This window comes from Pseudomonas sp. S1_E05, from assembly GCF_056337105.1.
Map to the genome: position 1 here is coordinate 1,543,515 of NZ_JBFRHM010000001.1, position 11,986 is coordinate 1,555,500.

Here is an 11,986-nt window from a genome sequence, read left to right on the forward strand (position 1 = left end):
GGGGGCCCGCGGTGCCTGGGCCACCATCGCGACGGTTCGACGCCTCGACAAGCTCGCTCCTACAGGAGTGGGGTCAGCCCAGGACTTCGCGCAGGCGGTACCAGAGCATGCCGAGGGCCAGCAGGGGGGAGCGCAGCATCGGGCCGCCGGGGAAGGTCATGTGCGGCACCGCGCTGAACACGTCGAACCCCTGGCTGTGACCTGTATGGATCACTTCACCCAGCAGCTTCGCGCACCAGTGCGTGACGTTCAGGCCATGACCGGAGTAACCCTGGGCGTAGAACACGTTCGGATGCTGGCGCAAGCGACCCACCTGCGGGAAGCGATTGGCGGTGATGCCGATCTTGCCGCCCCATTGATAGTCGATACGCACGTCGGCCAGTTGCGGGAACACCTTGAGCATCTGCGGACGCATGTAGGCGGCGATGTCCGCCGGATCGCGCCCGGAATAATGGCAGGCGCCGCCGAACAGTAAACGCCGGTCGGACGAGAGCCGGTAATAATCCAGGCCGACTTTCTGGTCGCACAACGCCAGGTTCTGCGGGATCAGATTGGCCGCGACGTCCGGCGCCAGGGGCTCTGTGGCGATAATGTAGCTGCCGGCGGGCAATACTTTGCCGCTGAGTTTGGGCTCCAGTTCGTCCAGATGTGCGTTGCATGCCAGTACGAGGCTACCGGCGCGTACGGTGCCGGAGGCGCAGCGTATCTGCACGGTGCTGCCATGGATCAGTTCCAGGACCGGGCTCTGCTCGAAAATCTTCACCCCGAGGTTTTGCGCCACGCGCGCTTCGCCGAGCACCAGGTTCAAGGGGTGCAAATGCCCGGAGCCCATGTCAACCAGGCCTCCTGCGTACACCCCGGAGTTGACCACTTGTTCGCGGATCTGCTCGGGGCCGACCAGTCGGGTTTCGTGGGCGTAACCGCTTTCGATCAGGTGTTGCTGCTCGGTCTTGAACGCAGCGAACTGGGCCGGGGTGTTGGCCAGTTCGCAAAATCCCCAGCGCAGGTCGCATTCGATGTCGTGCTCACGGATGCGCTGACCCACCAACTGCACCGATTCGACCCCGGCGCGCTCCATGTAACGCACGCCTTCAACGCCGACATGTTTGGCAAAACCACTGACATCATGACCAATGCCGCGAATCAACTGCCCTCCATTACGCCCGCTGGCGCCCCAACCAATGCGCCGGGCTTCCAGCAGGATCACCGAGAGCCCGCGCTGCGCCAGTTCGATGGCGGTGTTGACCCCGGTAAACCCGCCGCCAATCACACAGACGTCCGCCGTCAGGTCTCCAGACACGGCAGGGAAGGGTGCCAGTCCGTTGGCCGAGGCGGCATAGTAGGAGCGGGCATGTTCTTGGGTGTACTGATTCATTTGTTCGACTTCACTTTGCTCCAGGAGCGGGTCATCAAGCGCATGATCGACTGGGGCGGAGTGGTGGAGATGTACAGCTTGTCGAGAACGTCCTGAGGCGGGTAAACCTCGGGGTTGTTCACAAGCTCGGCGTCCATGTACTGCTTGGCCGCCGGGTTCGGGTTGGCGTAGCCGACCGAGGCACTGACCTTGGCGATTACTTGCGGGTCTAGCAGGTAATTGATGAAGGCGTGGGCTTCTTTGGGGTTACTGGCATCGGCGGGAATCGCCAGCAGGTCGAACCACAGGTTACTGCCTTCCTTGGGAATGGCGTAGGCGATGTTCACACCATTACCGGCTTCCTTGGCGCGGTTGGCGGCCTGGAATACATCGCCGGAATAACCGAAGGCCACGCAGATATCACCGTTGGCCAGGTCCGACACGTATTTGGAGGAGTGAAAGTAGGTCACATAGGGACGGATGCTCAGCAGCTTGGCTTCGGCCTTTTTATAGTCGTCGGCCTTTTCACTGCGTGGGTCCATGCCCATGTAATTGAGGACGGCCGGGAACACTTCATCCGGCGAGTCCATCATCGACACGCCGCACTGGCTGAGCTTCTTGATGTTTTCCGGCTCGAACAGCACGGCCCAGGAGTCGATGTGGTCGATGCCCAGCACCTGTTTGACCTTGTCCACGTTGTAGCCGATACCGTTGGTGCCCCACAGATACGGAACGGAGTGCTGGTTGCCCGGGTCGTTCTGCTCCAGCAACTTCAACAGTTTCGGGTCGAGATTCTTGAAGTTCGGCAGTTGTTCACGATCCAGTTTTAGGAACGCGCCGGCCTTCACCTGGCGACCGAGAAAGTGGTTGGACGGCACGACGACGTCATAGCCGGTGCGGCCGGCGAGCAGCTTGCCTTCCAGGGTTTCGTTGGAATCGAAAACGTCATAGATCACCTTGATCCCGGTTTTCGCCTGGAAGTCGGTGAGGGTGGTTTCGCCAATGTAATCGGTCCAGTTGTAGACGCTGACGGTGGGCTCGGCGTGGGCCAGGGTACTGAACGCTACCACCAGGGCGGTGGGGAGGAAGGATTTGAGTAGACGCATTTCGACACCTCTTGTTGGAGTTGTTGAGATTGTTTGGTGTTCGCTTACCCCATGTGGGAGCGGCGGTGCGGCGATCCGACTTGCTCGCTCCCACTGAAGAAGGGGCGGTGTGTCAGACACTAAGCAGTAAAAACTCCCGCTCCCACGAGCTGATCACCCGCTTGAAGTTCTCGTGTTCGGCGCGCTTGACCGCGACATAACCACGAATGAACTTGCTGCCCAGATAGCGCTCGATGGCCGTGCATTCCTCCATCTGGGTCAACGCTTCCTCGATGGTGATCGGCAACCGCAGGTTGCGGCGTTCGTAGGCCCGGCCCTCTACGGCAGCGCTCGGCGCGATGCCCTCGACCATGCCGATGTAGCCGCACAGCAGGCTGGCGGCAATCGCCAGATAAGGGTTGGCGTCGGCGCCCGGCAGGCGGTTTTCCACGCGCATCGCTTCAGGGCTGGAGGTCGGCACGCGCAGGCCGACAGTGCGGTTTTCTTCACCCCATTCGACGTTCACCGGCGCCGAGGTGTCTGGCAGGAAGCGGCGGAACGAATTGACGTTGGGCGCGAACATCGGCAGCACTTTGGGGATGTATTTCTGCAAACCGCCGATGTAGTGCAGGAACAGCTCGCTCATCTGCCCATCCTCAGTGGCGAAGATCGGCTTGCCGCTGATGATGTCCACCACGCTCTGGTGAATGTGCATGGCGCTGCCAGGCTCGTCGCCAATAGGCTTGGCCATGAAGGTTGCCGCCACGTTGTGCTTGAGCGCTGCCTCGCGCATCGTCCGCTTGAACACGGTGATCTGGTCGGCCAGGTCGAGGGCGTCGCCGTGACGGAAGTTGATTTCCATCTGCGCCGGGCCGTCTTCATGGATCAGCGTGTCGAGGTCCAGGCCTTGCAGTTCGCACCAGTCGTAGACGTCTTCGAACAACGGGTCGAACTCGTTGGCGGCGTCGATGGAAAACGACTGTCGACCACTTTCCGCGCGACCGGAACGACCCAGCGGCGCCTTGAGCGGCAAGTCCGGGTCTTCGCAGCGCTGGGTGAGGTAGAACTCCATTTCCGGGGCGACGATCGGCTTCCAGCCTTTGTCGGTGTACAACTGCAGGACTTTTTTCAGCACGTTGCGCGGTGACAGTTCGATGGGGTTGCCAAACTTGTCGAAGGTGTCGTGGATGACGATGGCCGTCGGTTCGATCGCCCATGGCACCACGTACACGGCGTCGGATACCGGTTTGCAGACCATGTCGATGTCCGCCGGGTCGAGCAGGTCGTAGTAGATGTCGTCGTCGACGAAGTCCCCGGTTACCGTTTGCAAAAGCACACTTTCCGGCAGGCGCATGCCTCGCTCATGCAGGAACTTGTTGGTCGGTGCAATCTTGCCGCGTGCAATGCCGGTCAGGTCGCTGACGACGCACTCGACTTCGGTAATCTTGTGATCTTTCAGCCACGTCAGCAACTGATCGAAAGGGACATTCATAAAGACCTCGTTATTGGTTTTATTAACGCCGGGGAGGCCGGTTTCATCCGCCGCACACTTCCCCTGAGACGCGTTGACGACTATCTTGGGCGAGCCCCGAGGTTCCATCTATCCACTTTCAGCAGCACCGAGACGCACCAAAAGAGTGCGAAAGGTCACCCATGACAGCGTGCAATTCGTTACAGGTCCAGGCGTTCGATACCACCGACGTGGCTGAGCAAATCCGCGCCACACCGGGCTGGGTGCAGCATTACCAGCAGATGTCGCCGGGTCATTTTGCTGGGCGGGTGCGCTATCTCGACCTGCAGGGCGTGGAAATCTACGAAGAACACATGAACACCCGGGTCGAACAGAATTTCGGCGCTCCCGAAGGGGCCCTGGCGTTCTGTTTCGATCGCAGCGACAACACGCTGTACGTGCTCAATGAAGAGAGCCGCAACATCTGGATCACCCCGGAGAACTACCAGGAAATCGCCGTGGTCTTCGGCCCGGAATTTGTCCAGCGCCACGGCCTGAATGTGTCCCGTCTGGAAGGCTTGTTCATGGCGCCGCTGAACTCGGGACAGAACGCGCTGTTCAGTCGCTGGCTCAGCGCAACCCTGACCCGTCTGGCGCAAATCATTGATCCGCCGAGCAGGGACGCGCTGACGCAGCAGTTGCTCGAAGACTGCCTCTACATCCTCGATAACGCCTGTATCTGCCTGGATCGTGGCGGCTTGCAGCGTCGCACTGAAGAGCGCTCAGTGATAAAACGCATCGGCGAATGGGCAGCCGATTCCCCTGAGGAAACGCTCAACCTGCTGGAGCTGTCGCAGATTGCCGGTGTTTCACTGCGTCAGTTGCAACATGCATTCAAGGCCTACACCGGCATGACACCCACCCACTGGCTACGGCTGCGCCGCCTCAACAGCGCCCGTCGCCAACTGCTCAGCAGCTCACCGCTGGAAACCACGGTGGCCGAGGTGGCGATGCAGTGGTCGTTCTGGCATCTGGGGCGGTTTTCCAGCAGTTATCACGCGTTGTTTCGGGAGCTTCCGAGTGAAACTCTGAAGCGCACATGCGGCCGTCAGTCGCCTGCCCGGAGTGCTTCGTCACGCTGATCTAGACTCTTGATGACTCCCCATTGCCCGGAGGTCATCATGAACAGGTTGTCTTCCCTAGGCCTTTGTGTCGCGCTCTCGCTCGGTGTCAGCCAGGCACTTGCCCAGTCGGTCGTCCCCATGAAAGGCCAGAGCTCGCAGCAGACCCAGACCGACATGGCTGAATGCCAGAACATCGCGGCCGGCCAAACCCCTTCATCGACGCCCTCTGGCGGCCGTATCAAGGGCGCTGCGGCCGGTGCTGCCGCCGGGGCGACGGCGGCGCAGATACGCGGCAACCAGCACGATGAGGTTTATGATCGTGTCGACGACGACCGCAAGCAGGACTATCGCCAGGACCGCGCCAAACAAACGGCTGCGGCGGGCATGGTGGTCGGTGGTTCGCGCCAGCGCCAGGACCGGCGAGCTCAGCGCAACAGCAATGAGACCGCCAACGCGACGGCCTACAGCAGTTGTCTGCAAGGCAAGGGCTATCAGGTCAATCCGTGAGCGTGTCGTGTGGCTCGCCGGTCCAACAGGCGAACCATCAGACACGCATACAATGTCACTAGCAAGAACAACCCCATGCGGATCGCGAACGCGGTATAGACGTCCTTGCCTGCCGCGCTGTCCTGAACCGACTGGCCGAGCAGGATGATCAGGGTGATGAAGGTATTGAGCCAGAAGCCCGGACTGAATCGGCCGGGGCTTAAGCCGTACAACTTGCGCGCCAGGATGAGGCCGAACAGCAACATCCACAGAAAAAACATCCAGAGATGCACGAACAGGCTGAGCGCACACCAGAACAACACCGCGAGCAAACCACCCAATAACGTCGATCCGACGAGCTCACGCCCAGCATTGCGGGCGGTGGTGGAGCTTTGCTGTCCCAGGCTCACGGCCTTGAGGATGATTGGCAGATAGCTCGCCGGATCCACCAGGACCAGCAAAAAGGTCGGCATCACGATCAGCGTCGCACGCAGCGCCACCCGGTCAGTTTCTTCGGCCGGCAGCGACGGGGCAGCGGGTGGGGAGGGGGCATTGGTCGGGTCGGGAAACAGCCAGTGGCTTACGGCGACGATCAGCACGACCCACAGCAAGCCCTTGACCAGTGCGCCGATGACCGTTGCCGCCAGGTCGAAATCGGCGACCCCCGCAGCAGGTATCATGGTCAGGCCGATCACCAGGAACGTCACGATCAGATTGTTGCCGCCACGCAAACCATAACGAAACACCAGGAACAGACTGACGCCCACCAGCAATACGCCGCTGACCGGGTAATAACGCAGGACTGGGATCAACAGCAGGCCAACGCCGGTGGTCAACAGCGCGGCGAGCGTCAAAGCCAGGCCGGCCTTGAGCGGCAAGGGGCGATTGACGCTGGCCAGCAGCACCAACGCCAGCACCGGCGCCAGAAACGGAATCGGCAACGCCAGGCCAAAGCTCGCCACCAGGCACAACGCCGTGCCGGTGGCCAGGCGCAGTGCGCGCTGGGCCCGAGGCGATCGTTCAGTAGGCATACGACAGCCAGCTCATCAGGCGGAAGAACAGGCGACCCAACGGGTTCAACAGATGGCCTTCGGACGGAAACGCCATGACTTCCGCCTGGCCGCCCGCACGGATCGCCCGACTGTCACGCAAACGCGCCTCCGCGTCCTCCGAGAACTCGATGATCACCGGAAAACGTTGGGCCGGGCGCAGCCAGTCGCGGCTGTTCTGCACCGTGGGCAAGCTACCAGGCTGGGTCGGTTGGCCCACGCTGACGCCGTAGCCGATGCTGCGCACGCGCCCGTCGAACACTTCACCGGGCAACGCATCGAGTACGATCGATACCGGCGTATCGAGTTTGACCCTTCCCAGGTTGTTCTCGCTCATGTCGGCGCTGATCCACATGTCATGGATGGCGATCAGCGTCATGACGGGGCTGCCCACCGCCGCGAATTGCCCGGCGTCAGTGCGCAGGTCAGTGATCAATCCTGCCGAGCGCGCACGGATCTGCGTGTTGGCCAGGTCCAGTTCGGCTTTCGACAGTGCTGTGGCGGCGCTGCGCAATAGTGCGTTGTCCTCGGCACTGCCACCTTCCTGCTCCTGGGCACGTTGCACTTCGGCGCGGGCAGCGGCCACCTGGCTGACCGCCTGTTCGCGGTTGGCCCGGGACACTTCCAGCAGGCGTACGGAAATGGTTCCGGGGTCGTCTCGATGCAGGGCTTCCAGGCGCTGGTTGTCCTGGCGAGCCTTGAGCTCATTGGCCTGGGCCGCGCGCAAGTTGGCTTGCGCTGAAGCGATGCCGGCCGTGCTGGCGCCGATCTGCCGTCGCGTCGACTCCAGGTCGGCGCGGGCACGGTCGACGGCAATCTGGTAGGGCTGCGGGTCCACTTCGAACAGCAGGTCGCCGGCCTTGACGTCCTGGTTGTTGCGGACGTTGACGCGCACCACCCGGCCAGCGACTTCAGCCGCCACCGGAATCACAAAGGCACCGACCCGCGCCTGCTGCGTGTAAGGCGTAACGCGGTCCGCCGCCAGGTACCACGCCAGGCTCAGCAGGATCAGCAGCAACACCCAGCGGATACCTTTTTTCGCAGGGTCGGCCGGTGCCTTGGCAGGTTTGGAGGAGGGGGGCGCTTCACTCATGGGACTCTACCTTTTTCACTTGGGCAGGCCTGGGGTCTTCCAGCAAATCCCCCCAGTCCGTGCGTTGCTCCATTTGCTGGCGGGTCGCCGCATCGAGTTTCGGCTGCGGGCTGTACCAGCCACCGCCCAGGGCCTTGTACAGGGCAATCACGTTGCTCACGGCATTGCTGCGGCTGACCAGATAATTGTCCTGTTGCTCGAGCAATGCGCGTTGGGCATCCAGCACCCGCTGAAAATCCGAGTAGCCTTCCAGGTATTGCGCGTCCGCCAACACCAGCGAGCGTTTGGCGGCCACTTCGGCTTCGCGCAGGATGCGTTCGCGTTCCAGGGATTTGATCAAACCGCTGGCTGCATCATCGGCTTCGCGGGCGGCCTGTCGCACTTTGTCGCGATAGGCCTCGATCAGTTGTTGCAAGCGCGCGTCCTGGACTCGCACGTTGTTGCTGATCTGGCCATGGTCGAACAGATTCCAGCGCAGGCTAGGCCCGCCGATAAAATCCAGGTTCCTCGACGTGCCATTCAGCGTATCGGCGGACCAGACGATGCTGCCCAGCAACGTCAGCGATGGGTAAAAATCGGTTTCGGCCACACCGATCAAGGCCGACTGCGCCGCCACATTCAACTCGGCGGCGCGCACATCAGGACGGCGAAGCAGCAGGTTGGCCGGCACATCCTGCAACACGGCGCGATCCACCAAAGGAATCAGCCCCTGATTTTCAAGCAACTGCGGCAACGCCCCCGGTGGCTGACCGATCAACGCGGCCAGGGCGTTGCGCAGGCGCAGCACCTGATCCTCGAAGCTCGGGATGGTGCTCAAGGTCCCCAGGTACTGAGTCCTGGCTTGCTGCAGATCGAGCTCGGCTTGCTGACCACTGTTGAACAGCTTTTCGGTGATCTCGAAATTGCGCTTTTGTTGCTTGGCGTTGGCCTGCGCGACGCGCAAACGCGCCTCAGTGGTACGCAGGGAGAAATAGGTGTCCGCTACCTGAGCCCGCAGCAGCACCAGCACGTCGTCATAGTTGGCCTGTGCGGCGAAGTAACTGGCGTCGGCCGACTCAATGGCCCGACTGAACCGTCCCCAGAAATCCAGCTCCCAGCCCACGTCGAAGCCGGCACTGTATTGCCAGAAATGGTTGTCCTGCGGATTATCGCCCCCGAATTGTCGACGATTGACGTAAAGACTGTCTGCGCTGGCTTGCTGCACTTGTGGATAGCGTCCACTCAGCGCAATACCCAACTGCGCCCGGGCTTCCATCACACGCAGGCCGGCTATCCTGAGGTCGGAATTGTTGGCGTCGGCGTCGGCAATCAAACGATCCAGCACCGGGTCACCGAACACCTGCCACCAACGCTGCAAATCCGGATGAAGGCCGTGCTGACTGGATTGATCAAGGGCAGGAGTGTTCCAGTGTTCAATCCACGGTTGTTTCGGCGACTGAAAATCCGGCCCCAGGCGCACGCAGCCGGTCAGGCCCAGCACACCCAGCAAAAGCAATCGGCCCAGTTGCGTCAGATGCATGCGTGTACGCCAGTGGATTGAGTTCAAAGGAGCATAGACGGCTTGCAGCGTTGCCAACTTCAAACTGGGCGTGCGGGTTAAATTGAATGATGGCGGTCAGCCTTGGCGCCGCACCCTGTTCCCACCGCATATCGCTATGGGCTCATCCATCGAGCTTAATGTCCAGACGCTTCAGCCTCGATGCCAATGTCGTAGGTTTGAGCCCTAATAGCTCCGCTGCACCACCTTTCCCGAACAGTTTCCCGGCTGTGGCCTTGAGGGCCGACTGAACATTATTGCGCTCCAATTCCCTCATTTGAGCGTCGGTCAAAATCGCATTTGACGCTGATGGAGGCTGAGTGCTTTGGGCAGGCGCTTTCGTTTCATCTGGAAAATCCAGGTTCAGGTCTGGACCATTGGAGGTTATCAAGGCTCGCTCAATGACGTTCTGCAATTCACGTATGTTGCCCGGCCAAGAGTAGCGTTGCAGTACCTCGATATCGGAATGACGGAGGCGTCGTCCAGGCATGTTCAAGCGCTTGCTGGTTTGTTTGAGAAAGTGCGCAGCTAGGGGAGCAATATCCAAGGGACGGTCACGTAGCGCCGGCGACTGGATCGGGAAAACGTTGAGACGAAAATAGAGGTCTTCGCGAAAGTGTTTGGCCGCGACTTCTTGGCGCAAGTCGCGGTTGGTCGCTGCGATGATCCGCACATCAACTTTACGTGTCCGTTCTTCACCGACGCGCTCGAACTGACCTTCCTGCAAGACCCGCAACAGTTTGCTTTGCAGTTCCAGGGGGATTTCGCCGATTTCATCGAGAAACAGGGTCCCGCCATCCGCCAGCTCGAAGCGTCCTACCCGGTCACGTACAGCACCGGTAAAGGCGCCGCGAATGTGGCCGAAGAATTCACTCTCGAAAAGCTCCGCGGGAATCGCCGCACAGTTGACCCGAATCAGTGGGTGCCCGTTACGGCGACTCGCCTGGTGAATGGCACGGGCGATCAGCTCTTTACCCGTCCCCGATTCACCATTGATCAAAACGCTGGCATCGGTCGGAGCGACTACGTCGATCTGGCGAATGATCTTCTTGATCGGTTCACTCTGGCCGACGATTTCGCGAAAGTTATGCTCGATGTGAATCTCTTCCTGCAAGTAGGCGTTTTGCTCTTCGAGGCGAACCTTGAGCACCTTGAGTTCCTCCAGGGCGCTTTGCAGTTGGATTTCGGTGCTGCGGCGCTCGGTGATGTCGCGGAACACTACAACGGCACCTACGATTCGGCCGTCGGATATCACCGGGGTGCTGGTGAATTCAACTGGAAGAGAACTACCGTCTCGACGCCAGAAGACTTCTTGGCGTCCCTCGTGGACCACCCCGTCGCGCACGGCTTTGTAGATCGGACACTCTTCGACCGGATAATGACTACCGTCTGCATGTGTGTGATGGTGGATGCGGTGTATGTTTTTGCCGATCATGTCCTGCGGCTCCCAGCCCAGCATTCGCGCGCCGGCCGGGTTGACGAAAGTGGCCAGTCCTTCGCTGTTGATGCTGTAGATGCCATCACCCACTGAGCTAAGCAAAAGTTGGTTGTCGCGTTCGGATTCCTGGAACAGGTTAAGGATATTGCGCCACTCAATCAGGCCGCCACGCATCGTACGTTCGGTATGAGCCTGATCACGTTGATATTTCTCATGACTCATTTCGCGGAGCACGAGAATCAAGTGCTGCTCACCTTTGATCTGTAGGGTTGTTGCGGAAATCTCCAGTTCAATGCGCTCGCCACTTTTGCAGTTGCAGCTCAGCTCCTCGGTCCAGCCACGGCCTTTGTCCATCACCGCTTGAGTGAATACGATCAAGTCCGCCAGTTGATGACCGAACAGTTTGCTTACCGGCAGCTCCAACAACTCCTGACGCGGATAGCCAAGCAGCTTGCAAGCAGCGATGTTGAGATCGCCCAACCGGTCGGAAAATGGATTGAGCAGCGCAATGGCTTCGGCGCAATGCTCGAACACCATATTTCGTGCTGAATACGCCAGATCAGCCCAGCCGTTAAGAGAGTCAGTTTCGGTCATGACTACGAATTCTCGTGTTTTAACCCTACGAATATTCGTATTTCTACGGGAATCCGTGATCATCCGATAGCATCAGATACGTGTTTAAAAGGCGGATCAGATTCGTATTTCCATATAAATCAATAGCCTAGGAGGCTACTAAAAATCATTTTATTTTTTGGCACGGCGTTCGCTCTATCTCCTGTAACCCCGGCAGCCGACATGGCTGACGTTCAAGTAAGAAGAAACTGGAGAGCGACACTATGCCAACCGTGGACATCCCCCATTACAAAGACGGCGACTTCCTGGTCAATTACGAAGAGAAAGTCTTCGAGGACGTCAAAGCCGAGCCCGGCGAAAAAGTTCTGATCACCTTCCACACCATCGCCTTCGAGGGCTCCATCGGCTTGGTCAATATGCTTCAGGCCAAGCGTCTGTTGCGCAAAGGCTTTGAAACCAAAGTTCTGTTGTACGGACCGGGGGTGCAACTGGGCGTGCAACGCGGTTTCCCAACCCTGGGCGCCGAGGCGTTCCCGGGCCATCTGGCAGTGAACAAGCAATTGATGCAATTCATGGAGGAGGGCGGTGAGGTGTACGCCTGCCGTTTTGCCCTGCAAGCCCTCTATGGTCAGACCGAGAAAGCCTTGATCGAAGGCATTCGTCCGATCAATCCCCTGGATGTGATGGACCTCCGTCTGCTGATGCGCCGTGAGGGCGCGATGATCATCGACACCTGGACTGCCTGACTTTACTGCTCCTGCAGGATGTGAGTACTGCACCCGCATCTTGTAGGAGCA

General features: G+C 59.8%; 10 protein-coding genes. 3 read left to right on the plus strand and 7 right to left on the minus strand.

Annotation, left to right across the window (positions count from 1 at the left end):
- Nucleotides 1–73: 73 nt before the first annotated feature.
- The 3 genes from AB4N33_RS07145 to AB4N33_RS07155 all read right to left on the minus strand — a co-directional run bounded on the left by AB4N33_RS07145 (nt 74) and on the right by AB4N33_RS07155 (nt 3,931).
- The gene (locus AB4N33_RS07145; RefSeq protein WP_476456826.1) at nt 74–1,375 is read right to left on the minus strand and encodes an NAD(P)/FAD-dependent oxidoreductase; all 1,302 of its coding nucleotides are present in this window, start codon (nt 1,373–1,375) and stop codon (nt 74–76) included.
- A complete protein-coding gene (locus AB4N33_RS07150; protein ID WP_460124960.1) occupies nt 1,372–2,460 on the minus strand; it encodes a polyamine ABC transporter substrate-binding protein in 1,089 nt (362 codons plus the stop codon). Before AB4N33_RS07150 ends, AB4N33_RS07145 begins: the two co-directional genes overlap by 4 nt.
- A gap of 112 nt (nt 2,461–2,572) precedes the next feature.
- On the minus strand, nt 2,573–3,931 hold the full coding sequence (locus AB4N33_RS07155) for a glutamine synthetase family protein (RefSeq protein ID WP_476456827.1): 1,359 nt from the start codon (nt 3,929–3,931) through the stop codon (nt 2,573–2,575).
- Nucleotides 3,932–4,092: 161 nt separating this feature from the next.
- Between AB4N33_RS07155 and AB4N33_RS07160 the strand changes: the two genes are divergently transcribed.
- Nucleotides 4,093–5,031, plus strand: a complete 939-nt coding sequence (locus AB4N33_RS07160) for a helix-turn-helix domain-containing protein (RefSeq protein ID WP_476456828.1) — start codon at nt 4,093–4,095, stop codon at nt 5,029–5,031.
- 39 nt (nt 5,032–5,070) lie between these two features.
- The gene (locus AB4N33_RS07165) at nt 5,071–5,520 is read left to right on the plus strand and encodes a hypothetical protein (protein ID WP_476456829.1); all 450 of its coding nucleotides are present in this window, start codon (nt 5,071–5,073) and stop codon (nt 5,518–5,520) included.
- Here the strand turns inward: AB4N33_RS07165 and AB4N33_RS07170 are convergent.
- The 4 genes from AB4N33_RS07170 to AB4N33_RS07185 form a co-directional block, all read right to left on the minus strand.
- Complete coding sequence (locus AB4N33_RS07170) at nt 5,505–6,530, minus strand: DUF2955 domain-containing protein (RefSeq protein WP_476456830.1); 1,026 nt, start codon at nt 6,528–6,530, stop codon at nt 5,505–5,507. The genes AB4N33_RS07165 and AB4N33_RS07170 overlap by 16 nt on opposite strands.
- Entirely contained in the window at nt 6,520–7,641 is a 1,122-nt protein-coding gene (locus tag AB4N33_RS07175) for an HlyD family secretion protein (protein WP_476456831.1), read from the minus strand. The genes AB4N33_RS07170 and AB4N33_RS07175 overlap by 11 nt, the downstream gene beginning before the upstream one ends.
- Nucleotides 7,634–9,160: an efflux transporter outer membrane subunit gene (locus AB4N33_RS07180; protein WP_476456832.1), complete on the minus strand. Its 1,527-nt coding sequence runs from the start codon at nt 9,158–9,160 to the stop codon at nt 7,634–7,636. Before AB4N33_RS07180 ends, AB4N33_RS07175 begins: the two co-directional genes overlap by 8 nt.
- 142 nt (nt 9,161–9,302) lie before the next feature.
- On the minus strand, nt 9,303–11,210 hold the full coding sequence (locus AB4N33_RS07185) for a sigma 54-interacting transcriptional regulator (RefSeq protein ID WP_476456833.1): 1,908 nt from the start codon (nt 11,208–11,210) through the stop codon (nt 9,303–9,305).
- 242 nt (nt 11,211–11,452) lie between these two features.
- Here AB4N33_RS07185 and AB4N33_RS07190 point away from each other — a divergent pair, with 242 nt between their 5' ends.
- Nucleotides 11,453–11,935 carry an MSMEG_0572/Sll0783 family nitrogen starvation response protein gene (locus AB4N33_RS07190; protein ID WP_460124982.1) on the plus strand — a complete coding sequence of 161 codons (483 nt, stop codon included), beginning with the start codon at nt 11,453–11,455 and terminating at the stop codon, nt 11,933–11,935.
- Nucleotides 11,936–11,986: the final 51 nt, after the last annotated feature.

Bases quoted from the DNA above. Each gene is read 5' to 3' on its own strand.
- AB4N33_RS07170 (WP_476456830.1), bottom strand. From the start codon at position 6,530: ATGCCTACTGAACGATCGCCTCGGGCCCAGCGCGCACTGCGCCTGGCC.
- AB4N33_RS07160 (WP_476456828.1), top strand. From the start codon at position 4,093: ATGACAGCGTGCAATTCGTTACAGGTCCAGGCGTTCGATACCACCGAC.
- AB4N33_RS07155 (WP_476456827.1), bottom strand. From the start codon at position 3,931: ATGAATGTCCCTTTCGATCAGTTGCTGACGTGGCTGAAAGATCACAAG.
- AB4N33_RS07150 (WP_460124960.1), bottom strand. From the start codon at position 2,460: ATGCGTCTACTCAAATCCTTCCTCCCCACCGCCCTGGTGGTAGCGTTC.
- AB4N33_RS07145 (WP_476456826.1), bottom strand. From the start codon at position 1,375: ATGAATCAGTACACCCAAGAACATGCCCGCTCCTACTATGCCGCCTCG.
- AB4N33_RS07175 (WP_476456831.1), bottom strand. From the start codon at position 7,641: ATGAGTGAAGCGCCCCCCTCCTCCAAACCTGCCAAGGCACCGGCCGAC.
- AB4N33_RS07190 (WP_460124982.1), top strand. From the start codon at position 11,453: ATGCCAACCGTGGACATCCCCCATTACAAAGACGGCGACTTCCTGGTC.
- AB4N33_RS07165 (WP_476456829.1), top strand. From the start codon at position 5,071: ATGAACAGGTTGTCTTCCCTAGGCCTTTGTGTCGCGCTCTCGCTCGGT.
- AB4N33_RS07180 (WP_476456832.1), bottom strand. From the start codon at position 9,160: ATGCATCTGACGCAACTGGGCCGATTGCTTTTGCTGGGTGTGCTGGGC.
- AB4N33_RS07185 (WP_476456833.1), bottom strand. From the start codon at position 11,210: ATGACCGAAACTGACTCTCTTAACGGCTGGGCTGATCTGGCGTATTCA.